This window comes from Nonomuraea indica (assembly GCF_002850745.1).
In the GTDB taxonomy this organism is placed as follows: domain Bacteria; phylum Actinomycetota; class Actinomycetes; order Streptosporangiales; family Streptosporangiaceae; genus Nonomuraea; species Nonomuraea indica.
Genome location: NZ_KZ559482.1, coordinates 60,675 through 84,664, shown reverse-complemented (window position 1 = coordinate 84,664; position 23,990 = coordinate 60,675). Strand labels below are relative to the sequence as shown.

Annotated in this window: 25 protein-coding genes, 1 tRNA gene and 1 pseudogene; 16 read left to right on the top strand and 11 right to left on the bottom strand. The window is 72.1% G+C overall.

All coding sequences use genetic code 11. The features are described from left to right. Positions 1-74: 74 nt before the first annotated feature. The 4 genes from CXR44_RS32090 to CXR44_RS32075 form a co-directional block, all read right to left on the bottom strand. The gene (locus CXR44_RS32090) at positions 75-737 is read right to left on the bottom strand and encodes an AIM24 family protein (protein WP_101789897.1); all 663 of its coding nucleotides are present in this window, start codon (positions 735-737) and stop codon (positions 75-77) included. Between the two features lie 83 nt (positions 738-820). Beyond that, positions 821-1,771, bottom strand: coding sequence for a YbgA family protein (locus tag CXR44_RS32085; protein WP_101789896.1), 951 nt, complete (start codon positions 1,769-1,771; stop codon positions 821-823). Beyond that, positions 1,768-2,247 (bottom strand): sigma-70 family RNA polymerase sigma factor, encoded by a 480-nt coding sequence (locus CXR44_RS32080; protein WP_101789895.1) that lies wholly within the window; start codon positions 2,245-2,247, stop codon positions 1,768-1,770. The genes CXR44_RS32085 and CXR44_RS32080 overlap by 4 nt, the downstream gene beginning before the upstream one ends. An 81-nt stretch (positions 2,248-2,328) precedes the next feature. Then, entirely contained in the window at positions 2,329-3,456 is a 1,128-nt protein-coding gene (locus CXR44_RS32075) for a MerR family transcriptional regulator (RefSeq protein ID WP_101789894.1), read from the bottom strand. 115 nt (positions 3,457-3,571) lie between these two features. Between CXR44_RS32075 and CXR44_RS32070 the strand changes: the two genes are divergently transcribed. Further along, positions 3,572-4,531 carry a GNAT family N-acetyltransferase gene (locus tag CXR44_RS32070; protein WP_101789893.1) on the top strand — a complete coding sequence of 320 codons (960 nt, stop codon included), beginning with the start codon at positions 3,572-3,574 and terminating at the stop codon, positions 4,529-4,531. Here CXR44_RS32070 and CXR44_RS32065 read toward each other — a convergent pair. Then, complete coding sequence (locus CXR44_RS32065) at positions 4,509-5,507, bottom strand: helix-turn-helix transcriptional regulator (RefSeq protein ID WP_101789892.1); 999 nt, start codon at positions 5,505-5,507, stop codon at positions 4,509-4,511. The two genes, CXR44_RS32070 and CXR44_RS32065, sit on opposite strands and share 23 nt — an antisense overlap. A 44-nt stretch (positions 5,508-5,551) precedes the next feature. On the opposite strand from CXR44_RS32065, the gene CXR44_RS32060 reads away from it, so the two are divergent. Further along, positions 5,552-6,004: a hypothetical protein gene (locus CXR44_RS32060; RefSeq protein WP_101789925.1), complete on the top strand. Its 453-nt coding sequence runs from the start codon at positions 5,552-5,554 to the stop codon at positions 6,002-6,004. A gap of 36 nt (positions 6,005-6,040) precedes the next feature. On the opposite strand, the gene CXR44_RS32055 is transcribed toward CXR44_RS32060, so the two are convergent. Then, positions 6,041-6,451 (bottom strand): hypothetical protein, encoded by a 411-nt coding sequence (locus tag CXR44_RS32055; protein ID WP_101789891.1) that lies wholly within the window; start codon positions 6,449-6,451, stop codon positions 6,041-6,043. A gap of 177 nt (positions 6,452-6,628) precedes the next feature. Here CXR44_RS32055 and CXR44_RS32050 point away from each other — a divergent pair, with 177 nt between their 5' ends. From CXR44_RS32050 to CXR44_RS32040, 3 genes are all read left to right on the top strand, one after another. Continuing rightward, entirely contained in the window at positions 6,629-7,414 is a 786-nt protein-coding gene (locus tag CXR44_RS32050; protein ID WP_180903805.1) for a neutral zinc metallopeptidase, read from the top strand. A 141-nt stretch (positions 7,415-7,555) separates the two neighbouring features. After that, positions 7,556-9,070, top strand: a complete 1,515-nt coding sequence (locus tag CXR44_RS41835; RefSeq protein WP_101789889.1) for a M20/M25/M40 family metallo-hydrolase — start codon at positions 7,556-7,558, stop codon at positions 9,068-9,070. A 72-nt stretch (positions 9,071-9,142) separates the two neighbouring features. Then, complete coding sequence (locus tag CXR44_RS32040) at positions 9,143-9,721, top strand: TetR/AcrR family transcriptional regulator (RefSeq protein WP_101789888.1); 579 nt, start codon at positions 9,143-9,145, stop codon at positions 9,719-9,721. A gap of 3 nt (positions 9,722-9,724) precedes the next feature. Here the strand turns inward: CXR44_RS32040 and CXR44_RS32035 are convergent, their stop codons facing one another. Continuing rightward, a complete protein-coding gene (locus CXR44_RS32035; protein ID WP_101789887.1) occupies positions 9,725-10,219 on the bottom strand; it encodes a 2-thiouracil desulfurase family protein in 495 nt (164 codons plus the stop codon). An 84-nt stretch (positions 10,220-10,303) separates the two neighbouring features. Between CXR44_RS32035 and CXR44_RS32030 the strand changes: the two genes are divergently transcribed. The 5 genes from CXR44_RS32030 (at position 10,304) to CXR44_RS32010 (ending at position 13,925) form a co-directional block, all read left to right on the top strand. Then, entirely contained in the window at positions 10,304-10,669 is a 366-nt protein-coding gene (locus tag CXR44_RS32030) for a hypothetical protein (protein WP_101789886.1), read from the top strand. Next, entirely contained in the window at positions 10,666-11,046 is a 381-nt protein-coding gene (locus CXR44_RS32025) for a hypothetical protein (RefSeq protein ID WP_180903804.1), read from the top strand. Before CXR44_RS32030 ends, CXR44_RS32025 begins: the two co-directional genes overlap by 4 nt. Positions 11,047-11,077: 31 nt before the next feature. After that, positions 11,078-11,716, top strand: coding sequence for an SRPBCC family protein (locus CXR44_RS32020; RefSeq protein WP_101789885.1), 639 nt, complete (start codon positions 11,078-11,080; stop codon positions 11,714-11,716). 140 nt (positions 11,717-11,856) lie between these two features. After that, positions 11,857-13,104 (top strand): CynX/NimT family MFS transporter, encoded by a 1,248-nt coding sequence (locus tag CXR44_RS32015; RefSeq protein WP_101789884.1) that lies wholly within the window; start codon positions 11,857-11,859, stop codon positions 13,102-13,104. Further along, positions 13,101-13,925, top strand: coding sequence for an alanyl-tRNA editing protein (locus CXR44_RS32010; RefSeq protein WP_101789883.1), 825 nt, complete (start codon positions 13,101-13,103; stop codon positions 13,923-13,925). The genes CXR44_RS32015 and CXR44_RS32010 overlap by 4 nt, the downstream gene beginning before the upstream one ends. A gap of 73 nt (positions 13,926-13,998) precedes the next feature. Here the strand turns inward: CXR44_RS32010 and CXR44_RS32005 are convergent, their stop codons facing one another. Continuing rightward, positions 13,999-14,925, bottom strand: a complete 927-nt coding sequence (locus CXR44_RS32005) for an AraC family transcriptional regulator (protein WP_101789882.1) — start codon at positions 14,923-14,925, stop codon at positions 13,999-14,001. Positions 14,926-15,068: 143 nt separating this feature from the next. Here CXR44_RS32005 and CXR44_RS32000 point away from each other — a divergent pair, with 143 nt between their 5' ends. Both CXR44_RS32000 and CXR44_RS31995 read left to right on the top strand, forming a co-directional pair. Further along, entirely contained in the window at positions 15,069-16,127 is a 1,059-nt protein-coding gene (locus CXR44_RS32000; protein ID WP_101789881.1) for a saccharopine dehydrogenase family protein, read from the top strand. Between the two features lie 241 nt (positions 16,128-16,368). Continuing rightward, positions 16,369-16,441, top strand: a tRNA-Ala gene (locus CXR44_RS31995). Positions 16,442-16,804: 363 nt separating this feature from the next. Here CXR44_RS31995 and CXR44_RS31990 read toward each other — a convergent pair. Together CXR44_RS31990 and CXR44_RS31985 are read right to left on the bottom strand one after the other, a co-directional pair. After that, the gene (locus CXR44_RS31990; protein ID WP_101789923.1) at positions 16,805-17,347 is read right to left on the bottom strand and encodes a hypothetical protein; all 543 of its coding nucleotides are present in this window, start codon (positions 17,345-17,347) and stop codon (positions 16,805-16,807) included. A 367-nt stretch (positions 17,348-17,714) separates the two neighbouring features. Continuing rightward, positions 17,715-18,146, bottom strand: coding sequence for a hypothetical protein (locus CXR44_RS31985; RefSeq protein WP_101789880.1), 432 nt, complete (start codon positions 18,144-18,146; stop codon positions 17,715-17,717). Between the two features lie 425 nt (positions 18,147-18,571). On the opposite strand from CXR44_RS31985, the pseudogene CXR44_RS42265 reads away from it, so the two are divergent. The 4 genes and pseudogenes from CXR44_RS42265 to CXR44_RS31970 all read left to right on the top strand — a co-directional run. Then, a pseudogene (locus CXR44_RS42265) lies at positions 18,572-18,766 on the top strand (helix-turn-helix domain-containing protein); the annotation flags it as partial. After that, positions 18,767-20,290, top strand: a complete 1,524-nt coding sequence (locus tag CXR44_RS31980; protein ID WP_245899652.1) for a hypothetical protein — start codon at positions 18,767-18,769, stop codon at positions 20,288-20,290. A gap of 210 nt (positions 20,291-20,500) precedes the next feature. Further along, positions 20,501-22,474, top strand: a complete 1,974-nt coding sequence (locus CXR44_RS31975; protein WP_101789878.1) for an ABC transporter ATP-binding protein — start codon at positions 20,501-20,503, stop codon at positions 22,472-22,474. 179 nt (positions 22,475-22,653) lie between these two features. Further along, positions 22,654-23,568 carry a phosphatidylinositol-specific phospholipase C/glycerophosphodiester phosphodiesterase family protein gene (locus tag CXR44_RS31970; protein ID WP_101789877.1) on the top strand — a complete coding sequence of 305 codons (915 nt, stop codon included), beginning with the start codon at positions 22,654-22,656 and terminating at the stop codon, positions 23,566-23,568. Positions 23,569-23,594: 26 nt separating this feature from the next. Here the strand turns inward: CXR44_RS31970 and CXR44_RS31965 are convergent. After that, positions 23,595-23,990, bottom strand: a 396-nt coding sequence (locus tag CXR44_RS31965; protein WP_425437459.1) for an NAD(P)-dependent oxidoreductase, incomplete at its 5' end; no start/stop codon positions are given.

The following is a 23,990-nucleotide window of genomic DNA, read 5'->3' as shown; positions in this document are numbered from 1 at the left end:
GATCGTGATGATCGGACGAGCTTTCGTCGTTCACGGGTGATCCCCGCCGCCCGCGCAGCCGGGCGGCCTCGGGGTCACTGGCTAGGGATGACCGGAGGGCCCTCGCTGGCCTGCACCAGGACGAAGCCCTGCCCCTGGAAGGCGAGCTGCATGGCCTCGCCGCTGCCCCTGCCGATCAGCGCGCTCGCCTTGAACGTGCGGTTGACGCCCACGTGCAGGCCGGCGCTCCAGCACACGGCCGACTGGCCGTCCGCGTAGGTCGGCGCCTGCGAGGCGTCGAGCAGCACGGGCGTGCCGTGCGCGGTGACCGCGACCCAGCCGGTGCCCTTGACCGTCATGTTGAACAGGCCGCCCGCCGCGACGCCCGCCCCCTGCACCCGCTGGATGTCCCAGGTGAGGTGGGCGTCCATGGCCAGCAGGTTGCGGCCGTTGACGGTCAGCGCCTCGTTCTCCAGATAGAACAGGTGGATGTCGTCGGCGTTGTCGGCGAGGAACAGCCTGCCCTGCCCGGTGACGCGCATGAGGGGCGCGCCCTCACCCGTCACCATCTTCTTGAACATCCTGCCGACGCCGCCGCCCTCGTAGTTGAAGTCCATCTGACCCTGGAAGGCCACCATGGAGCCCTGGCGGGCGAGCACCTCGGGAGGCAGCTGGACGACGAGCATCTTGGCGTTCTGCAGGGCGAAGGTGCCGGGCACCTGCTGGGAGTCCAGATTCCCGAAGAGCGCGCTGCGCATGTGGCCCCATTCCGCTGGATCGTGGTGCGTACAGGGTGAAGGACGTACGGGCGGGGCCTCGGGTTCCCCGGCGGCGGGGTCCGTCACGCGGGGACGTGGTGCCGCAGCCGCAGCTCCTCCGGGTACGGGGCGAGGAAGGTCTGGGCGCGGACGTAGGCGGCGGCCGTTCCCTCGCCCTCGGCGTCGTGGCGCAGCAGCGTCGCCGGCACGCTCAGCGGCACCAGACCGGCCCGGTAGGCCTCGATGACCTCCAGCAGGTGGTCGCGCCGGGACCGGTCGAGCGAAACCATGCCCAGCAGGTGGTGCAGCACGTTGACGTTCCGGCCGGGGCCGGTCTTCTTCGACAGCGCCGCGCGGAACGCCTCGGCGTAGCCCGCGGCCAGTTCGGCGCGTGGCCGCACCCCGGCCCGGGCCACCAGGGCGCCGGTCGCGCGGTATCCGGCCGGGTCGTGGGCGAGGAGCTGCATCTTGTGCCGGGCGTGGAAGCCGACCAGGTCGCGCGGGCGCCAGTCGCCGGCCAGCAGCTCGCGCAGCCGGGCGTGGGCGAAGATCCGCTCCGCGAACGCCTCGCGCAGGACGGCGTCGTTCAGCCGGCCCTCGTCCTCCACGGGCAGCGACGGGTGCGCGTCGATGACCCGCGCGGCGAACACGCCCCGGTGGCGCCGGTCGATCGGAGGTCCGTCGGCTCCCGGGTAGAGCGGGATGCCGTGGACGCCGCAGGTGGGGCTGCGGGACTTGAAGACGTAGCCGTCCACGTCGAGCGAGGCGGCGCGGGCCGCGGCCAGGGCGGTCATCCGTTCGGTGAGGTCGGCGCGGGTGGTGCGGGTCATCAGGCGCGGTCCCGCGCCGGAGCGCTCCAGGCGCAGCGTCTCGCGCGGCGTGCCCAGCCCGGCCTCCATCTCGGGGCAGATCGGCACCCAGTCGACGTACGGGTCGAGCGGGCCGGACAGGAAGCGGTCGCGGCTGTGGCCGCCGTTGTAGCGCACGGGCTCGCCGATGAGGCAGCTCGACACCGCCACCCTGGGCCTGGTCATGCCGGCTCCAGCAGGCCGGAGAGCCGCTGCAGACCGCGGGCGGTCCGGGCCTTGACCGTGCCCAGCGGCACGCGCAGCCGTTCGGAGATCTCGCGCTGGGTGAGCTGGCCGTAGTAGGCCAGCTCGATCGCCTGCCGCTGGGCGGCGGGCAGCTCGGCCAGCGCCCGGTGGACCAGGTCGCGACGGGCCAGGCCGTCGCTGTCGGCCCGGCCGTCCTCGCCGGTGGGCTCCCCGACGGCCTCCAGCGGGACGGTGACCGGGCGGCGGGCACGCAGGTGGTCCACGGCGCGTTTGCGCGCGATGCCCAGCAGCCAGGCCTCCAGGCTGCGCGCCGGGTCGTAGCGGTGCCGGGACTGCCAGAACTCCAGGAAGACGACCTGGGTCATGTCGTCGATGTCCGCGGGCGGGACGAGACGCCTCAGGTACGAGCGGACCAGCGAAGCATGGGTGCGATAGCACTCGGCGAGCGATTCCATCGCCCTCTCCTTCCACGGATAACCTCTTCAAAACTTATTCAACCCTCTTCGTGCGAAAACGGGCAACCATGGACAGGGAGATCAGTGGAGTGTCGCGACGATCCGGGCGACGGCATCCGGCAGCGAGTCCACCCTGACGACCTTGGGCGGCAGGCCGGGACCCCAGCCGGGGCCGCCGACGACGATCCGGGCGGGCGGCCGCGAGACCGGCAGCGCGGCGAGGGGCGCGGGGTCGCCGGTGGCAGCACGCTGCGACCAGACGAAGACGACCGCGGGCCCGAGGCGGCGCATCGCGTCCGCCAGCGCCGGGTACGGGGTGCGGGCGCCCAGCACGCGGCAGTCCACGTCGCGCTCGCCGGCCAGCACGGCGGCGAGCGCGTGGACGGGCAGGCTGTGCTGCTCGTCCTCGGCGCAGGCCAGCAGGACCGGGCGCTGGTTCACCGGGCGCTCCGGTCGGGCCGCCAGGGGCAGCAGGGCCGCCAGCAGCCGGTCGGAGAACAGGTGCTCGACCTCGACTCCGGCGCCGGTCTCCTCCTGCCGGCGGCAGATCGTCGCGAAGACCGGGCGGACCAGGCGGTCCCAGGTGCCCGCGACGCCGAGCCGGGTCAGGGCGGCGGCGAGGCCGTCGGCCACGGCCCGGCCGTCGAGGGCGTGCGCGGAGCGGGCCAGCATCGCCGCCGACGGCACGTGCGGCCCGAGCTCGCCGCGCCCGGCCCGGACGAGCCCGGACGGGGCCGGCTGGGGGGAGGCGGTGGCCGGGGTAGTGGCTCTGTGCGGGGTGGTTTGGGCTGCCGGGGTTTTCGGCGGGGTGGTTCCGGTCGGCGTGGTTTCGGTCGGGGTGGTTCCGGGCGGGGTGGTTGCGGGTGAGAGGGCTCCCGGCGGGGTGGCTTCGGTGCGGGAGGGTGCGGTTTCGGAGGGGACGGTGAGGCGCAGGGCCTGGCGGGCGGCGTCGGCGGGCGGGACGCCCGCGTGGATGAGCCGGTTCATCTCCTCCAGGCGCGCCAGGTCGGCCCGGTCGTAGCGGCGGTGCCCGCCGGGGCTGCGGCGGCTCGGGCCGATGCCGTAGCGGAGGTTCCAGGTGCGCAGCGTGGGCGCGGGCACGCCGAGCAGCCGGGACACGGCGCCGATGCCGTACCCTGGCTCCTCCCCGGTGGTGACCGGGCCGATCTCCTCCACGCGGACGTCCCCTATCGCGCTTTTCCTGGTCATTCTTCCGGACACCGCCGCCGAGCGGTTGCATCCGGACCAGAACCGGCCATCGGTGAGATCACGGACTCGTAACGCGAGGTTGGGGCAACGATGATCTTTCTGCGAGGGTTGGCCCATGGACCCATGCCAGCAGGAGGACCTCATCGTCCGCGGGTTCGTCTCGGGTGACGAGGCGTCCCTGGTCGAAGGCTGGAACCGCAGCATGCCGGCCGACCCCACCACCCGTGCCTGGCTGCGCGAGTGCGTGCTGCTCGATCCGAACTTCGATCCCGAGGGGCTGCGGGTGGCCGTCGTGAACGGGCGGGTGGCCGGATGCGCGTACGCGGTGCGCAGGCTGGTCCCGATCGCGCCCGGCGCCGGCCTGGATCCGGAGACCGGCTGGATCCCGTTCTTCTTCGTCGTGCCGGAGCACCGGGGCAACGGGCTGGGGCTGCGGCTGCTGGAGGAGGCGGTGGCGTTCCTGGCGGCGCAGGGCCGGACCCGGGTGGACTTCGCCTGCTACACGCCGCACTACGTGCTGCCGGGCGTCGATCCGCAGCTGTACCCGGACGGGTTGGGGCTGTTGCGCCGGGCGGGGTTCGAGCGGCTGTACTCGCCCGTCGCCATGGACCGCACGCTCGTCGGCTACCTGCCGCCGGACGGCGTGCACGAGCTGCGGGCCAGGCGGGAGGGCGAGGGGTACGCCTTCCGCGCGCCGCTGGACGGGGAACTGCCGGAGCTGGTCAGGTTCGCGGCGGGCGCGTTCAGCCCGGACTGGGGCGAGGCGATCAGGCGGCATCCGAACCCCGACCGGCTCATCATCGCGAAAAAGGACCGCATAGTGGGATTTGCCGCCTACGGGGCCTATCGCGGGATTCCTGAGCGGTTCGGGCCGTTCGGGGTCGATCAGGCGGAGCGCGGCTCCGGGCTGGGCAAGATCCTGCTCCACCTCACCATGACGATGATGCGCGCCGAGGGGCTGCACTCGTCGTGGTTCCTGTGGACGGGGGAGACCAGCTCGGCGGGCCACCTGTACGCGCGGGCGGGTTACGGCATCACCCGGCGCTTCCACGTCATGCGCCGGCAGGCGGACTAGCGTCACCGCCGTGCCGGCGGGCCACCGCGGCGGCCGTGTCCGCGACCGCGCGCCGCAGCTCGTGGGGCGCGAGCACCTCGACCTCGGCGCCCAGCCGCAGGAACTCGCCCGTGGCGTGGCCGACGGACTCGATCGGCACGGTGACCGTGGTCCAGCCGTCGGCGTCGGGCGGCTCCGCGCTCGTCCCGGCGGCGGCCACCACACCCGGTGTCATGAGGTTGCCGAGCAGCTCCAGCCCGCGCGGCGAAAGCCGCACCACCGCCTCGCCCCGGCGCAGCCGCTCCTCGAACTCGGCCAGATAGGCCTGCCAGTAGGCTGCCAGGTCGAACCCGGCGGGCCGGGTGAAGTGCTCGGGCAGCGGGTGCAGGGCGAGGATCTGGGAGACCCGGTAGGTGCTCACCCGGTCACCGGACCGCGCGACCAGATACCAGCGGCCCGCCTTGACGACCAGCCCGTACGGCTCCAGCCGCCGCTCCACCTCCTGCGGCGCCCGCCAGCGGCGGTATCTCACCTGGATGACCCGCTCGTTCCACACGGCGTCGGCCACGGCGGGCAGGTGGGTGGCCGGGTCCTGGTCGCGGTACCAGGTGGGGGCGTCCAGATGGAACCGCTCCCGGACGCGGCCGGCCCGGTCGCGCAGCTCCACGGGCAGCGCGGCCATCAGCTTGAGCTGGGCGGCGGTCACCACCGCGCCGAGGCCCAGCTCGGCTGCCGGGCCCGGCAGCCCGGCCAGGAACAGCGACTCCGCCTCGTCGCTCGTCAGCCCGGTCAGCCTGGTGCGGTAGCCGTCGAGCAGCTGGTAGCCGCCGTTCGGTCCGGCGTCGCCGTACAGGGGGATGCCCGCGGAGTGGAGGGACTCGACGTCGCGGTAGATCGTCCGCACCGAGACCTCCAGCCGGTCGGCGAGCTCCCGGGCGGTCATGCGCCCGCGCGTCTGCAGCAGCAGGAGGATCGAGACGAGCCGGGAAGCGCGCATTCCACTGACACTACCTGTCAGTGACCCACGCCTACGGTCTCTCCATGAACGACTTCGACTTCTTCGACGGCGCCTGGAACGTCGCCAACCGCAGGCTCGTCAAGCCGCTGTCCGGCAGTGACGTGTGGGACGAGTTCCCCGGCAGCACGGTCAGCACCCGGCACTTCGACGGGGCGGCGAACTTTGACGAGATCGTCTTCCCGACCAAGGGCTTCTCCGGGCTGACCCTGCGCCTCTACGACTCGGCCACCGAGCTGTGGTCGATCTACTGGGCGAACAGCGCGCGGGGCGTGCTCGACCTGCCGCCGATGGTCGGCCGCTTCGACGGGCCGAGGGGCGAGTTCTACGCCGACGACTCCCACGAGGGCACGCCGGTGCGCTGCCGGTTCGTCTGGACGGTGCACGGGCCGGACTCCTGCCGGTGGGAGCAGGCGTTCTCGGTGGACGGTGAGCGCACCTGGGAGACCAACTGGACGATGGACTTCACCCGCGCGTGATCGCGGGGGCGGCCAGGAGGGTGGCCGGAGCGGATGTCAGTGGCCGGGAGGCTGCGGCGGCTGGCGGGGCTGCTGATACGGGGGCGGGGGCGGCGGAGGCTGCCAGGCGGGCTGCCGCGGATCACGGGCGGGCGGCCGGCGGGCGATCACGGCCCAGATCAGCAGCCCGGTGCCGACGACGGTGAGCAACGTCTGAAGCGCGCTCTCCACCACGAGGACGATCGAGAGGGACTGCATGCCCAGGGCGTCGGCCAGAAAGGGCAGGGCGTAGCCGCGCACGACGCCCAGGACGATGCCCGCCAGCAGCACCACGCAGCCCCACAGGCCCAGCACGGCCGCCCTGCCGTGCTCCCTGCGGCCGCGCACCATGAGTACGACGCCCACGATCAGCACGGCGGCGACGGTCAGGCTGAGCAGGACGTTGACGAAGACATGGGCCATGGTCATGTCAGCTGTTTCCGGGAGAGATCCACCGACGGTACGTTACGCACCCTTGCCGGGCCCCGCCACCGTGAATGGCGACCGGGCCGGAAAAGGCTCCTGATCGCCGCCGTGGCGTGACGTTCGGTGACGCGGAACAAGCGAGTTGCAGTTTGTCTGATCATGGCCTTATCGTCGCGGCTCATGAGAATCCGCCATTTCGCGGTGCTGGCCTCCGCCGCACTGATCCCCCTCGCGAGTGCGGGCGCGGCCGCGGCGCAGACCGCTTATCCCGTCAAGGACGCCACCCTGACGAAGAACGCGCTGTACGAGGCGGGTGCCCTGCCCGCCACCACCTGCGCGGAAAAGAAAATCAAGGCCAATGACCGCGCCTCGGCCAGGGCCTACCTCGACGGCATTGTGGAATGCCTCGACAACACCTGGGAGCAGCACCTCACCGGGGCCGGGCTGCCGTTCAAGAAGATCCGCGTGAAGCACGTCGCCAAAACGCCCAAGAAGTGGTGTGGATTCACCACGGGCGACTACAACTCGCAGGCCTACTACTGCGCGGGCAACAACACTCTCATGATCCAGCTCGGCAGGTCGTGGCTGAGCGACGCGGACAGCCTGTGGCTGGCCTACGTGGGCTCGTCGATGTACGGCCTGCACGTGCAGAACCTCGTCGGCATCAACACCGCGTTCGAGAACATGTCGTACCGCGGCAAGTCCGAGGACATGGAGCAGGCGCGGCGGCGGAACCTGCAGACCGACTGCCTGGGTGGCGCCTTCCTCAAGAGCGTCTGGCCGCTGGACGGCAGGCACTCCAGGGACTGGCGGCGGCTCGTCGGCTTCATGCAGGGCGACAGCAAGGGAGAGGGCCGCTGGTACGGCAAGACGTCCAGCATCAAGGCGTGGCTCAGGGCCGGGTACGCGACGGGTGACCCGGGCTCGTGCAACACGTGGGCCGCGCCCTCCGCGAAGGTCGCTTAACCCGAAATTTCCTGATTTATGGGCCTTCTCAAGGTGAGCCTGGCTCGTTACGTTCGGGCAGCGCGCGCATGGAACGACGGGAGCGGCGCACTCCGCCGCTCCCGCTGAGCACTCCTTCGTCCCCACCCCAGCGGAGGACCCATGAAGCAGCTCCACGCCCTCCTGTCTGCTCTCGCGCTGGTCGTCGCGCTCACCCCGGCCGCGCCCGCGAGCGCGGCGGCCGCGCTCGCGCCCCCCGACATCCCGCTGGCGAACGTCAAGGCGCACCTCGCCCGGTTACAGACGATCGCGGACGCGAACGGCGGCAACCGCGCCCACGGCCGCCCCGGCTACCTGGCCTCCGCCACCTACGTCAAGGACACGCTGGACGCCGCCGGCTTCACCACCACCCTGCAGTCGTTCACCTACAACGGCGCCACCGGCTACAACGTCATCGCCGACTGGCCCGGCGGGGACCCCGGCGACGTCGTCATGACCGGCGCCCACCTGGACAGCGTGACCGCCGGGCCGGGCATCAACGACAACGGCTCCGGGTCGGCGGCGATCCTGGAGGTGGCGCTCGAGGTCTCCCGGCAGGCGCTGCGGCCGGCCAAGCACCTGAGGTTCGCCTGGTGGGGCGCCGAGGAGCTGGGCCTGCGCGGCTCGCGGCACTACGTGAACACCCTGCCCGCCGCCGAGCGAGCCAGGATCAAGGCGTACCTGAACTTCGACATGGTCGGCTCGCCCAACGCCGGCTACTTCGTCTACGACGGCGACGACTCCGACGGCGTCGGCGCCGGGCCGGGGCCCGCCGGCTCGGCCGAGCTGGAGCGGGTCCTGCAGTCGTACTTCACCTCGATCGGCGTCCCCACCCGGGGCACCGACTTCGACGGCCGCTCGGACTACGGGCCGTTCATCAGCGCGGGAATCCCCGCGGGCGGCACGTTCACCGGCGCCGAGGGCACCAAGACGAGCGCCCAGGCGCAGCTGTGGGGCGGCACGGCCGGGCAGGCGTTCGACCGGTGCTACCACCGCTCCTGCGACACCACGGCCAACATCAACGACACGGCGCTGGACCGCAACGCCGACGCCATCGCGCACGCCGTGTGGACGCTCGGCACCGCCGCGCCGCCGCAGACGGTGTGGTCCGACACGTTCGAGACCGGGTCGCCGGCCTGGACCGCCGATCCGGACGGCACCGACACCGCGACCAGCGGCCAGTGGGAGCGCGGCGACCCGGAGCCGACCTCCTCCAGCGGCGCCAAGCAACTCGGCACCACCGCGAGCGGGGTCAACGCCCTGGTCACCGGGCGGCTCGCCGGCTCCGGCGCGGGGACGTACGACGTCGACGGCGGCGTCACGTCGATCCGGTCGCCGGAGATCACGCTGCCGTCCGGCGGGCCGCTGCATCTGACGCTCGCGTGGTATCTCGCCCACGGCAGCAACTCCTCCGCCGCCGACTTCCTCCGTGTCCGGGTCGTCGGCAGCGGCGGCACGGCCACGGTGCTCAGCCAGGCCGGGGCGGCCACCGACCGCGACGGCGCGTGGAGCACCGCCACGGCCGACATCTCCGCCTACGCCGGGCAGACCGTCCGCATCGTCGTCGAGGCGGCCGACGCCGCCACCGCCAGCCTGGTGGAGGCCGGCGTGGACGACGTGACGATCACCCGCCCGTAGGAGCCGCCCCGTGCCGGTGAACCAGGGGAGCCCGCACCGGCACGGGGGCCGCACCGGCGGCTGGGAGCGCCGATGACCGGCCGCCGCTGGGGCCGGTCCACCGGCACCCGTGAGGCGCTGCTGCGCGCCGCCCGCGACGTCTTCCTGGCCAGGGGGTACGGCGATGCGACGGTGGCCGACATCGTGCAGGCGTCGGGCATCAGCGTCGGCAGCCTCTACCACCACTTCGGTGGCAAGCCCGGCCTGTTCCTCGCCCTGTGGGAGCAGTTCATGCGCGCCCAGCAGGAGCGCACCTCCCGCGCCGCCCGCGCGGTCGAGGGCACGGCCGGCCGGTTCCTCGCCGGGGCCCGGGCCTATCTCGAAGGCTCCTGGGAGGACCGTGACCTGGCCCGGCTGTTCCTGGAGAGCGACGGGCCGGCCGAGTTCGACGCGCTGCGCCGGCAGCGCGGATGGGACTGGATCGGCGGGAACAAACGGCTGCTCGGCCTGGACGACACCCGGCGCAGCCACGTGCTCGTCGTGCTCCTGACGACCATGATGCGCGAGGCCGGCCGGGAGGTCGCCGCCTGCGAGTCGGAGCGCGAGGCGGCGGAGACCATCGACGAGGCGGTCCGCCTGGTCGCAAGGGTGCTGCCGCCGCCGGCCCGGTGACGGTCACGCCTCCAGGGCGCGCAGGTGGTCGGCGGCCTCGGCGAGCTGGTCCTCGGTGAAGACGCGGATGCCGTTGGCCTCCAGCAGGGCCGTGGTGACCCCCTGGCCGGGCGTGCGCCGCCCCCGGAACGTGCCGTCGTAGACGGCCAGCGCGCCGCACGACGGGCTGCCTTCCTTCAGCACCGCGAGCCGTATCCCGAAGGACCGCGCGACCGCGAGCGCCGCCTGCGCGCCCGACAGGAACTCCGCCGTCACGTCGGAACCGTCGGCGGCCAGCACGCGCGCCGCGCCCGCCAGCACCGCGGCGCCTCCCGCACCGCCCTCGATCTCGGCGGCCGGACGCGGTGTCGGCAGCCCGCCCTCCACCTCGGGGCAGAACGGCACCAGGCGGCCCTCGTCGCGCCAGGCGGCCAGGCGGCGGTCCGCGCTGGTCTTGGCGCCGCCGTCGTAGCGCACCCGCCGGCCCATCAGGCACGCGCTGACCAGGATCCTCTCCACGCCTTCGATCCTACGGCCGTCCCCGCGACGGGACCGGTCGGCGGGATCAGGGGGCGGCCCCCGCGGGCGATAGCCTTTGCGCTGATGAACACCACCGTCGCCACGATCGTCATCACCGGGTCGCTGCTGCTCGCGCTGGCGAGCCTCATCACGGCGGTCCGGGACCGTGCCATGGGCGTGATCCTGCTCGTCGGCTTCGCGCTGCTGGAGGTGGCGGTGCTGGTCCAGGCCGGCGTCGTGATCGCGGCCGTCGCGGGCGGCGAGGGCGCCGGCGTGTCCAAGGGCACCTTGTTCGGCTATCTCGGCGGCCAGGCCGTCATCCCGCCCGCCGGGGTGTTCCTGGCGCTGGCCGAACGCAGCCGGTGGGGCACGGCGATCCTCGTCGTGGCCGGGTTCGCCGTCGCGGTGATGACGGCGCGGCTGCTGCAGATCTGGCAGGGCGTGGCGTGAGCGTGCCGTCGCTGGGCACCGGGCCGGGCCGGGCGCTGGTCGCGGTCTACGGGCTGTTCGCGCTCGCCGCCGGGGCCCGGGCCACCGTGCAGATCCTCACCAGGTTCGGGGAGGCGCCGCTGGCCTATTCGCTGTCGGCGTTCGCCGCGCTGGTCTACGTGCTGCTCACCGTCGCGCTGGTGCGCGGCGCGCGGCGGCTCGCGCTGGCGGCGCTGCTCGTCGAGCTGGTGGGCGTCCTCGTCATCGGCACGGCCAGCCTGCTCGACCCGGCCGCCTTCCCCGAGGCGACCGTGTGGTCGGCGTACGGCAGGGGATACCTGTTCATTCCGCTGGTGCTGCCGCTGATCGGCCTCTACTGGTTGCTGCGCCGACGTTAGGGCCCGCCCCGCCGGGGCAGTCAGCATTTCCATGAGTACGATCGAGCATTCCGTAGACGTCAACGTTCCGATCAGGGTCGCCTACAACCAGTGGACCCAGTTCGAGAGCTTCCCCGAATTCATGGAAGGCGTCGAGTCCGTCAAGCAGCTAACCGACACGCGCACCCACTGGATCACCGAGATCGCCGGGGTCAAGCGCGAGTTCGACGCGGAGATCAGCGAGCAGCACCCGGACGAGCGCATCGCCTGGCACTCGATCGACAAGCCGCGCCAGGCCGGTGTGGTGACGTTCCACCGGCTCAACGACGACACCACCAAGGTCACGCTCCAGCTGGAGTACGACCCCGAGGGCTTCGTCGAGACGGCCGGTGACTGGCTGCAGCTCGTCCGCCTCCGCGTCCGCGGCGACATGGAGCGTTTCAAGGCGTTCATCGAGTCGCGCGGCGGCGAGACCGGCGCCTGGCGCGGTGACGTGCCCGGCCCGCACCAGCACGGTTCCGGCTACGACGCCGGCGGCGCGGTGCCTCCCGGCACCGGCGGGAACGTTCCCCCCGGCACGGTGGGCGGCCCCGACCTCACTCCCGGCGGCACCCCGGGCTCCACTCTGCCGCCGCCCGGCCCGATCCCGACGCGCGACGAGCCGCCGCAGGGCCCGCGACCGGTGCTCTAGCAGCTGAGAGCCGCGTCACAGGACATGGTGAAGCCCCCGAGCGATCGGGGGCTTCACCATGTGCCAGGAATAAAATGCCATTTAGGGCCTGTTAGCATGCGAGTCATCCCATGACCCCATGACCGAAGGATTGACTCCGCATGACTGTGCTCGCCCCCGAGTCCAGGGACCGGACCGGGCCCCTCGCCTGGCTCCTCGTGCTGGGGATCGTCCTCGCCGCCCTGAACCTGCGCACCGCCGTCACCAGCGTCGGCCCGCTGCTGGACCAGCTCGCCGGCGCCCTCGGCATGAGCAGCGTCGGCACCGGGCTGCTCACCACGCTGCCCGTGCTCGCGTTCGCCACGGTCGGCGCGGTCACGCCCGCACTCGCGATCCGCATCGGCGAGCACCGCCTGCTGCTGCTCGCGCTCGTCACGCTCGGCGTGGGCCTGCTCGTGCGGTCCGTCGTCGGCTCGGCGACGGTCTTCCTGCTGAGCAGCGCGCTCGCCCTGTCGGGCGGCGCCGTGGGCAACGTGCTCATCCCGACGCTGATCAAGCGTCACTTCCCGGCCAGGACCGGGGTCATGACCACCGTCTACACTACCGCCCTCGCCGCGGGCACCATGCTGGCGGCCGCCGCCACGGTTCCCATCGAGCGGGCCTCGGGTGACTGGCACATCGCGCTCGGCGTGTGGGCCGCGCTGGCCGCCGTCGCCGCGATCCCGTGGCTGGCGCTCCTGCGCAGCGAGCCGGAGCGCCGCGCCGGCCGGCAGGGGACCGGCCTGCGCCACCTCGCCCGCAGCAGGCTCGCCTGGATGGTCGCGATCTACTTCGGCACCCAGTCCACGATCGCGTACGTCATGTTCGGCTGGCTGCCCACGATTCTCACCGACGCCGGATACAGCACCGGGCAGGCGGGGGTCATCCTCGGCGTCTTCACCGCCCTGAGCATCCCCGTCTCGATCCTGGTGCCCATGGTCGCCGGGCGCTTCCGCGACCAGCGGCCGGTCGTGGCCGGCCTGGTGGCGTTCTACGCGGTGGGGTTCCTCGGACTGTGGTTCGCGCCGCCCTCGACGGCGATGGTGTGGGTGGTGCTGATCGGCGTCGGCATGGGCTCGTTCCCGCTCGCGCTCATGATGCTGGCCCTGCGCACCCGCACCGCCGAGTCCACGGCCGCGCTGTCCGCCTTCGGGCAGAGCGCCGGTTACCTCATGGCCGGCGCCGGGCCGCTCGCCGTCGGCGTGCTGCACGAGCTGAGCGGCGGGTGGTCGCTGCCGTACGTGCTGCTCTTCGCCGTCCTGGCGGCCCAGCTCGGCACCGGCCTGTACGCGGGCGGTGACCGCTTCCTCGAGGACGAGCAGGGTGCGAAGCCGCGCGACCTCGCCGGGACTGGCAAGATAGCGGCGTGAATTCGACAGTTGTCACCTTCCCGGACGGTCATGTCACCGGCCGGTCAGAGATCGTCGGGGTCGTGCCGGTGGGGGCCCGGCACGGCCTCGTCGTCGCCGAGACCCCGTTCCACCCGCTCGACCACACCTGGCCCGACCAGCCCGCCGACCTGGGCACGCTCGGCGGGCTCCCCGTCGTCGACTGCGTGACGGGCGCCTGGGCCGAGCAGGAGGGCCTGCGCCTGGGTCCGGACATCCCCGTACGGCGCGGCGCCGACGGCTGGGAGTGGCTGGTCGTGCACGTCACCGAGACCCCGCTGCCGGTGGGGGAGACGGTGGACCTCGTCGTGGACGCCGGCCACCGGGCGGCGCTGTCGGCCGGGCACACGGCCTGTCACCTGGCGGCGCTCGCCCTGAACGCCGCCCTCGCCGGGCACTGGCGCAAGGAGGCCGCCCGCGACGGGCTCGGGCACCCCGACTTCGACCAGGCGGCGATCACCTCGTCCCGCATCACGCCCGACGGCAGCGTGGACGTCTACCGGCTGGGCAAGTCGCTGCGCAAGAAGGGCTTCCCGGGCGACGACCTGGACCTCGACCGGGTGGCCGCGGACGCGAACGAACGGCTCGCCGCCTGGGTGGCCGCCGGGGCGCCCGTCCGGATCGACGTGCCCGGCCGGTGGCTGACCGCCCGCCGTACCTGGCACTGCGCGCTGCCCGAGGGCGAGGTCTCGATCCCGTGCGGCGGCACGCACGTCGCGCGCACGTCGGAGCTGGGCTCGGTCACCGTCGCGCTGTCGCGCGAGGACGCGACCCTCACCATGCGCACCACCGTGACCCGCTGACCGGCCCCGCCTCTCCCACCGGCCACATGTGTTCGCCGGCTGTTCGCCGAGGCCCTTACGCGGGTGTTGTGCTTCAGCCGGCGTGGCGCCGGTAACTGCCGGGTGGTGACCCGTACTGGCGTTTGAAGGCATGGGTGAAGGTGTACTGCGAGCTGTAGCCGACCTGCTGGGCGATCGTGTGGACGGGAGCGTCGGAGGTGCGCAGGAGCCGGGCGGCGGTGGTCATCCGCCACCATGTCAGGTAGGTGAGCGGCGGCTGACCGACGAGATGGGTGAACCGCCGGGCGAAGGCGGCGCGCGACAGGCGTGCCTGCGCGCCCAACTCCTCGACGGTCCACGGCCGGCCGGGGTCTCCGTGGATGGCGCGGAGGGCGGCGGCGACGGCGGGGTCGTGCAGGGCCGCGGCCCAGCCGGTGGCGGAACGGCCGGAGACGCGCTGTTCCTCGAACCACGCGCGCAGGATGTAGAGCAGGAGAAGATCCAGCAGGGTGAGCAGGATGGTGTCCGAGCCCGGGCGGGGGTCGCTGTCGAGTTCCACGCCGAGGAGTTCGACCGCTGCCCGGAGCTCCCTGTGGCGCCCTACCTGCGTCGGCAGGTGGATGACCTCGGGTAGGTCGTTCAGGAGCGGATGAGGCGCTGAACCGTCCAGGAGGTAGGCGCCGCAGAGCATGACCGCCGTCGGCGGCCGGTCGGCCGGCGTCTCGTCGTCGTGTCCACCCTCGACTCCGGTGGAGATTTCCGGTGGCTCGCTCATCGGGGTGGACGGGTCGTCGGCCAGACCGTGCGCGGATCCGCGCGGCAGGAACGCCACGTCGCCCGGCCCGAGCGCGATCGGCTCACCCCGCGACGGGATCAGCCAGCACGTCCCCTGGAGAACGATGTGGAACCCGGCGGACGGCGCCGCAGGAGACCACAGCGCGAACGGAGCGGACCTGGTCACCCGGCCCGAGTGGGGGCGACCGGTGCGTGCCGCACTCACCACGTCAGACAGGACATCCACGCAGCCACTATATCCACCGGCGATTTCGGCGAAGACGATGATGCAAACTATCGAGCGCATCACGCATTCAGCCGTCTCATGTCAGCGCCTTACTGTTTGCGAGGGCCGAGCGAAGGCGCAGGTCCGCACCGTGAGGAGAAGACATGAAGATCGCCGTTTATGGCGCGAGTGGATACCAGGGAAAGCTCGTGCTCACCGAACTGGCACGACGTGACATCGAGATGGTCCTGGCCGGACGTGATCTCGCTCGGCTGGAGGGGGCCGCCTCGGCGGTCGGCCTCCCCGGCGCGGAACGACGCGTGGCCGGCACCGACGACCACGAGGCGCTCGTGCACGCGTTCCGCGGCTGCGACGGGGTCATCAACTGCGCAGGACCGTTCACCACGTCGGGGGAGGCCGTGGTCCGCGCCGCGATCGCTGCCGGCTGCCACTACGTCGACACCTCAGGCGAGCAGCTCTACGTCAAGAAGATCTTCGACGCCTTCGCGACCGAGGCGGAGAACGCCGGGGTCACCGTGGTACCCGCCGCCAACGACGGCTGCGTCCCGGTGGACCTCATGGCGCAGATCCTGGCCGACCGCCTTGAATCCGTCGAAGAGATCATCTCCACCCACAGGGTGGTCGGGGGTGGTGCCATGTCGCGCGGCTCGCTGCGTTCGCTGGTCGCGACGATCGACGCCATCAAGGCGGGAGGCATCACGTACTACGACGGCGAGTGGCGGGGGGGGGGGGGCGCCCCCCCCCGCCACACCTCGATCAGGCTGCCCGGGGAGTCGGAGGCGACCCCTGTGATGGCCTTCCCCGTGTCGGAGGTGGTGACCATTCCCCGTCACATCCGCCTCCGGCATGTCGAGGGCCTGACCGAGGCTGCGCTGGGCGACCAGCTGAACGCCCCGCTCACGTCGGAGATCATCGAAGGCCTGCCCGAAGGACCCGATGCGGAGAGCCGCCGCACCCAGCGCTTCACCTACGTGCTCGACGCCGCCGGTACCGACGGCCGCCGCGCCCGCGGCGTCGTCCGGGGCCCTGACACGTACGGGTCGACCGCGGTGATCGCGGTCGAGAGTGCCCGTCGTCTCATCGCCGACCCTGCCAAGCCGGGAGTACTCGCACCCGCCCAGGCCTTCGAGCCCACCGCCTTCCTCGATTTTCTCGTCCCGTACGGGATCCAGTGGACCGTCGAGGAGGAGCCGGCCACCTGACCCTTGCCCGCCTGGCGGGAGGGGCCCGGAGACAGCCGTGTGCCTCTGACCGGGGACGACGGCGAGGTGTAGGCGATCTCCTCCGTCGCCAGGCAGGAGAACTACGCCGGCTTCCGCCGTCATCCGCGGGCCAGGAGCGGGGCCGTTCGACGCCGTGAGCGGGGAGGCGGGTCGCCGCCCGAGGGGAATCGCGGTGTGGCACGCAGGTGCCGCGATTCCGATACACTGGGCGACGGCTCGCGGGGCTATGGCGCAGTTGGTAGCGCGCCTCCATGGCATGGAGGAGGTCTGGGGTTCGAATCCCCATAGCTCCACGGCAGGTCGTTCTTGAAATGGCCTGAAGCACGTTGACGAGATCCCGTCCGATCGGACGGGATCTCGTCGTTTCTCCGGATGGCGTGACCGTCGACAGACTCTTCCGAGTGGGTGTGGCGGCCGCGGAGAAGGGTGCTGGCGGTGTGCAATCACTGCGAGCGCAGCACGGACCGGCCGAGAGGCATGCGTGGCCTCGCGGCCGGTGATGTGGTGTGTGGTTGGTCGAGCTCGGACTCAGCGGCCTCGTCGACACTGCGGATCAGCTCGGCCATCCGGCACCTCCATCGCGATCATCGCTTGTGGACGCAGACCCTAGCCATCAGAGGCGACATTATGGCCTTGTCGTATCCACGATCACCGAATCATCTGCTGATCGGTTCATAGGTATCGCCCCATTCGTTGAGCAGGACGAAGCCGGGCAGCGTCACCGTCTCCAGGAGACGGGCCAGCACGTCCGCCGCCGGGGGGAGATCCAACGTGAGCAACCCGACCGCCGAGGCGCGGCACGAGTCAAGATCGATGCCGTCGTCGCTGTACTCCCGCTCCAGCTCTGGGACCATCGATCGCATCGCTTCCAGACCGCCGGAAGCGTGTGCGAGACAGTCCCTCCAGTACGGGACCCTCACGATCAGCTGGATCGCGGTGCTCAGATCACGACTGATCAGTCCGGCCTGTCCTTCGGAGTCGGCATACAGTACGGGCCGCTGTCCGGCGGTGTCCCCGCACAGGAAGAACGTCCCACCCGCACCGTCACCGGCAATCGCTTCCAGCGCATCACCGGACGCCAGCTTTACCGCCTCGACGTGATCGGTCCGGGAGACGTCGAAGTCGAACGGCCATGTCAGCAACTCGGCGGCCGCTGGGGCGCGGTGGATGAGGTCGAGCAGGGGCTCCGGGTGCGCCACGATGAGCACCGTAACAGCTCTCGGCACTCCTCAACCGCGGCACGTCTGCCATGATCAGATGATCGAGGCGGAGTCCGAGTCAGGCAAACCACGGCATATCATCCTCGGCGCACCCGACCGACTGCCGAGGTGACGGTGGCGCGGGTGCGCCGCTCGTCCAGGCGATCCGGATCTTCGACCGGCCGGAGTCCGGCCGTGGGCTCCGCGGGACGTGTACCCACGCCCGAGCCCGCACCCATGAAAGCCGGGTGAACACCTCCGTCATGGGGCCGGTTGCCGATGGACCTCGAACACGCCAGCCGGCCTCGCCCCCGGGAACGGTCGGAGGCCGGCTGCCGCGAAGTCTGGAGGTCGCAGGCCGGACAGGTCAGCCGTTCGGATTCATGATGTAGACGATCTCGTCGGTCTCGATCTTGTGCCAGCCTTCGAGCCACGTGTAGTAGCCGTCGCCCCTGCCGCCCCACAGACGGCTGTCGATGTAGACGCGCATGGTCCGCCCCGGACCCACGTGCACGCCGTCGACGTCGCCCCAGCCATTGGTGTTCTGCCCGCCGTAGAGGTAGCGGATGTTTCCGTTGATGTTTCCCCAGTCCATCGTGACGGAGACGGTGTCCGGGCTGTAGTTGTAGACGAGGCCGCACATGGTGCCGATACAACCGCCCAGCGGCGTCACCGCCGGATCGGGGCTCGGGCCCGTGGTGCTCACCCCGGCCGCAGCCGGGGGCGCGACGGCGAACATCCCGACGAACGCGGCGACGGTCGCACCGACAGCCGCATGTGCCTTGAGCTGACGTAACACGGTCACTCCTTCTTGTCTGCGAAAGCAGCCGCTGACACGGCTGTTGTGAGGTTCCGGCCACGGTGCGGTCGCGGAGGGTCGCACCTCCGGCCGAGTCGAGTTCCGGGTGAGGGTCGCGGGCGGAACCGGATATTCATGGGACGCGCGCGAAAGTCATTTCCATGGCGTCGCGCCACGCCCGTGCCGGCCTGGAGAATCGAATATGCCGAGGCCTTCCGCGTGCTTTCGCCTGCGGGAGGCGCCTCCGCACGCACAGCCTGATCGGCCGGCTGCGGGAAGACAACAGGCGAGGCCCGATCTGGGAAGCCTGGGACGACGAAGCCGCCTCTGCCTGCGGAAACGGCAGACCTTGGGACGCTCGACCGCATGGGGTACTCTCTTCCCGGCGATGCCGCCGCCCTGTTCCGTAGACCCAAAGGTGGGCCATGGCAACATCCGCGGAAGTGGGAGCCTTACTGACTGAGCTGAAAAAACGCAGCGGACACAGTTACCAGTCGATAGGCCGAACGGTGAGCGTCAGCAAGTCCACCGTCCATCGGTATTGCACGGGCCACTCGATTCCCCCCGAATTCAGCATCATCGAACGCATCGCGCGCGTCTGCGGCGCACGGCCCGAGGAAATGGCCCGCCTTTATCGACTGTGGGAGGCCGCGGTGCTGCTCGCCCCCGGCCCTTTGGAGGAGGAGCAGGCGTCCGGCGCCCCCGCCATGGCCCGTGACCCTGACCCCGCGCCGGGCGACGCCGGGCCCCTGCCGGGCGATGCCGGGCCCGAGCCGGGTGACGAGGCCGGGCAGCGGCGTCGGACGCGCCGGTTGACGGCCTCATGGAAGATCGCGCTGCTGGCGGTCATCGGCGTGCTCGTCTCGATGGCTCCGATGTCCGACGGCCCGGCCGTGCCGGTCCACCCGCCGATGCGGCCCCACGCATCGCGCGCTCTCGTCGTGCCAGGCGATCTCGGCGGCTGGACGCGGCCGGCCGCCCCTGTCCCGGCCACGCTGTTCGGCGTCACGCTCAACAGCTCGACCGGCGCCATGCCGGCGTTCCGGGTGGGCGCGGTGCGCCTGTGGGACAGCACCACCAAGTGGTCCGACATCCACCCGAGCCGCGGCGAGTTCGACTGGTCGATCCTGGACCGGCTGGTGAACGGCGCCCGCCAGGCCGGGCTGCCGGTGCTGTTCGTGATGGGCGGCACTCCCCACTGGGCCAGCCCCGCCGGGCCTACCGGTCCCTACCCGGGCGGCTCGCGGACCTCACCGCCGGACCGGCTGTCCGACTGGGACAGCTTCGTCGGCGCGCTGGCGAAGCGCTACCGGGGCCGCATCGAGGCGTACGAACTGTGGGTCCTCGCCAATGACCGTCGCTTCTACAGCGGAAGCATGGAGACCCTCGTCGAGATGACACGACGGGCCGGCCGCATCATCCGCTCGATCGATCCGGGCGCCCTGCTGGTGTGCCCCGGCATGGGCCGGCTGTGGAGCGCGGAGGGGCGTGCCTCGTTGCGCAGGTTCGCCGAGCTCGGCGGGTACGACCACTGCGACGTGGCGGGTGTCAAGCTGCACCAGCGCACAGCGGCCGACCCGCCGGAGACCATGCTCGGCCTCGCGGCGACCGTCGACCGCGCGTTCCACCAGGCCGGTGTCCATCCCCGGCTGTGGAGCACCGGCACCACGTACGACATCCCCCTGCAGGGCGCTCTGGACGGCGCCAGGGCCCGCGCCTACGCGGTCCGCTTCTACCTCACCGGCCTGTACGCACGCCCCCTGAACGTCGAACGGATGTACTTCTACAACTGGGGCGGCGGCAAGATCCCCATCGTGCTCCAGACAGAGGGCAGTCCCCCTACCGCCGCCGCACTGGCCGTGGAGCAGCTGCAGCGCTGGCTCGCACATGCCCGCGGCCATTCCTGCGGCCATGGCCTGGCGTTCAGGCTGCCGGCCAACGCCTGGCGCTGCCAGTTCACCATCGACGAGCCCGGCCGCCGGCACGAGGCGGCGGTCGTGTGGACGGACACCGGCACGGCGACGATCGCCACGGGGGACGGCGCCAGGATCGTGCGCCGCCTGGACGGCGGGGAGACGGCCGTCAGGGCAGGCGACGACATCCAGATCACGGAGGAACCGGTGCTCATCGAGTTCGACCGGTAGGGGTGGTCCCCGAGGTCATGCATCCCGCCCGAGGAGGCGCGCACCTGGCGAGTCACGCGAGCAGCATCACAGCGCCGCACCTCTCGTACGCGACGAACGGAGATCTCCGATGCCCCGAACCGGCGGGTCGCTGAACACTCGGGCCTCGACGGCCCTCCCGGTCCCGATTCCCCCATCGCCTCAAGGCGACGGTCCCGTCGGGAGACGGTGATGGCGGGTCCCACGTCACGGCGGATCCGTGCCGTCGCCGCGCTGGCCTGGCAGGCGAACCCGGCGGCCACCACCGGCGCCGTCATCCTCGGTGTCTGCGCCGGGCTCGCGCCCGTGGTCACGGCCTGGCTGACGAAGCTCGTGCTCGACGCCCTCGCCCGAGGCGACGGCGCCGCCCGCCTGGTGCCGCTGGCCGCCGGGCTCGCCGTCACCGGACTGGCGGTCATCGTGCTGCCCCACGTGGCCGACTACGCCCAGGCCCAGCTGCGCCGGGATCTGCGGCTGCTCATCTACGACCGGCTGTTCCGGGCGGTCAACACCCATCCCGGGCTCAGCCGGTTCGAGAACCCCTCCTTCCACGACACGCTCCGGCTGGCCTACGAGTCCAGCAACAACGCGCCCGACCGGCTCGTCGTGGGCACCCTGATGATCGGCCAGGCGGTGATCACCCTGTCGGGGTTCGTCGTCACGCTGCTGGCCGTCAACTGGATCATGGTCGCCGTCATCGTCGTGGCCGCTCTGCCCTCGGTGCGGATCCAGCTCGTGCTGAGCCGCGAACGGGCCGAGATGATGTGGGACATCACCCCCGCCATGCGCCGGCAGATCTTCTACGGCGACCTCCTCACCAGGCCGGAGGCGGCCAAGGAGGTGCGGCTGTTCGGCCTGGGCGACCACCTGCGCGGGCGGATGCTCCGCGAGGTACGCGGCATCAACCGCGCCGAGCGCGACCTCGACCGCAGGACGCTGCGCAGCCAGGGCGTGATGGCGCTGCTCGGCAGCGCCGTCGCGGGCGGCGGGTTGCTGTGGGCCATCCTGAGCGCCGCGTCGGGCGGCATCACCGTCGGCGACGTGACGGTGTTCGTCGCCGCCGTCGCCGGGGTGCAGGGTGCGCTGACCACGATCGTCGGCCAGTGGGCGGACGCCCACAACGCCCTGCTGATGTTCGGCCACTACACGCAGGTCGTGGAGGCCGGGCCCGACCTGCCCGTGCCCGCCGATCCCGCCCCGCTGCCCGCCCTGCGCGAGGGCATCGAGCTGCGCGACGTGTGGTTCCGTTACAGCCACGAGCACCCGTGGATCCTGCGCGGCGTCGACCTGTTCATCCCGGCGGGCCGCACGGTCGCGCTGGTCGGGGTCAACGGCGCGGGCAAGAGCACCATCGTCAAGCTGCTGTGCCGGCTGTACGACCCGGAACGCGGGCACGTCAGGTGGGACGGGGTGGACCTGCGCGACACGGACCCGTCGCGGCTGCGCGAGCGGATCGGCGCGGTCTTCCAGGACTACATGGAGTACGACCTCAGCGCGGCCGACAACATCCGGCTCGGCGACCTGAAGGCGGGCGACGACCGCGGACGCGTCCAGGACTCGGCCCGCCAGGCCGGCATCCACGACGCGCTCACGGCCCTGCCGCGCGGCTACGACACCATGCTCAGCCGCATCTTCGGCGACCGTGACGACCAGTCCGGCGTCGCCCTGTCCGGCGGGCAGTGGCAGCGTCTCGCGCTGGCCCGCGCGTTCATGCGCCGCCGCCAGGACCTGCTCATCCTGGACGAGCCCAGCTCCGGCCTCGACGCCGAGGCGGAGCACGAGGTGCACACCAGCCTGCGCCGCTACCGGGGCGACCGGACGAGCGTGCTCATCTCGCACCGGCTCGGCACCGTGCGCGACGCCGACCTCATCGTGGTGCTGAGTGGCGGGCAGATCATCGAGCGTGGCACGCACGAGGAGCTGATGGCGGCCGGGGGCGAGTACGCCCGGCTGTTCACCCTGCAGGCGAGCGGCTACGACTCGCCGGGCGATGGACGGTCGCCGGGCGACGGACGGTCCTCGGGCGACGGACGGGCGCAGGAGGCCGAGGGGCCCGGTTCGCCGGATGGGAGCCCGCCGGGGCGGGAGCCGGGCGCGGAGGCGGGCCTGACGGACGGCGACAGCCCGCGTATGACGACGCCGAACACGCGGTCGGCCGGCAGGTAGCCCCAGAGGACGACCGCGTACGACCTGGGCTCACTCGAGTGCCGTGGCGATCTCGGCTCCGCCCCTCCAGTCACATGGCGCTGTCTTCGCCTATTTGGCGAAATGTCACTCCGGAAACACCTGTCCCGCATAGCGTGGCACGCGATCACTGCTCGCTGTCGCATCCGTAAGGAGACGTGATGTTCCGTCGAGCCCTCGGCGCGCTGGTCGCCGCAGGCGCCCTGCTGCTGCCGGTCACCCCCGCCGCGGCGGCGACCACCGCCGAGCCGCTGGCCCGCGCCCACGCCCACAACGACTACGAACACGAGCGCCCCCTCCTCGACGCGCTCGACCACGGCTTCACCAGCGTCGAGGCCGACATCTACCTCGTCGACGGCGAGCTGCGCGTCGGGCACGACCCGGAGGACCTGCGGCCCGGCCGCACCCTCCAGTCGCTCTACCTCGACCCGCTGGCCCGCCGCGTCCGTGCCGGGCACGGGCGGGTCTTCCCCGGCAGCCGCCAGGGGCTCCAGCTCCTCGTGGACATCAAGAACAACGGCGCCGCGACCTACACCGAGCTGGACCGGGTGCTGCGCTCGTACCGCAAGATGCTCACCGCCTACCACCGGGGCAGGGTCAAGCCCGGCGCCGTGACAGTGGTCGTCAGCGGCGACCGGCCGCGCGACCTCATGGCCGCCCAGCGTGACCGGTACGCCTTCTACGACGGCCGGCTCGGCGACCTCGGTCTCGGCGGGGCGTCGCTGATCCCGCTGATCAGCGACAACTGGACCAAGCACTTCGCCTGGCGCGGCGAGGGTGAGATGCCGCAGGCCGAGCGGGACCGGCTTCGTGAGATCGTCCGGACCGCGCACCGCGACGGGCAGCGGGTGCGCTTCTGGGCGACCCCCGACACGGCCGGGCCCGCCCGCGAGGCGCTCTGGCGGGAGCTCGTGGCGGCGGACGTGGACCACATCAACACCGACGACCTGGCCGGGCTCCAGCAGTTCCTGCGCGCTCACGACCGCGACGCGGCGGACGCTCCGCAGGACGCGGCCGGAGCCTCCCACGACACCGGCGCGGACGGCGAGCGCCACCAGGTGAACGCCGCCGCGTGACGCGCGTCGCCGGCCTCCAGCGCTGATCAGCCCTGGAGGCCGGCGACGGCGACCAGCGTGCGGTGGCGCGTCGGGGCCTGCGCCTCGTCGACCAGCGCCACCGCGAAGTCCGCGTACGGGAACGTCGCCTCGCCGGAGGACGGCAGGACCTGGCCGCCGCCGAGCCGGTAACGGCCGGTGCGGGGGGCGTCGTCGAGGAAGACGGGCGGCGGGGCCAGCACCACCCAGTCGAGGCCGGTGCTCGCGTCGCGGAGCGCCTCCAGCTCGGCGGCGTGGCCGAGCGAGAACGCCCGCGCCTCCTCCGGGAACCCCGGCGTGTCGTGCACCATGACGCCGGGCGCGGCCTCCAGCGTGGTGCCGATGCCGGCCAGGACGAGCCGGCCGACGGCGGCCCGGGCCAGCCCCTCGACGAGGGCGCGCGC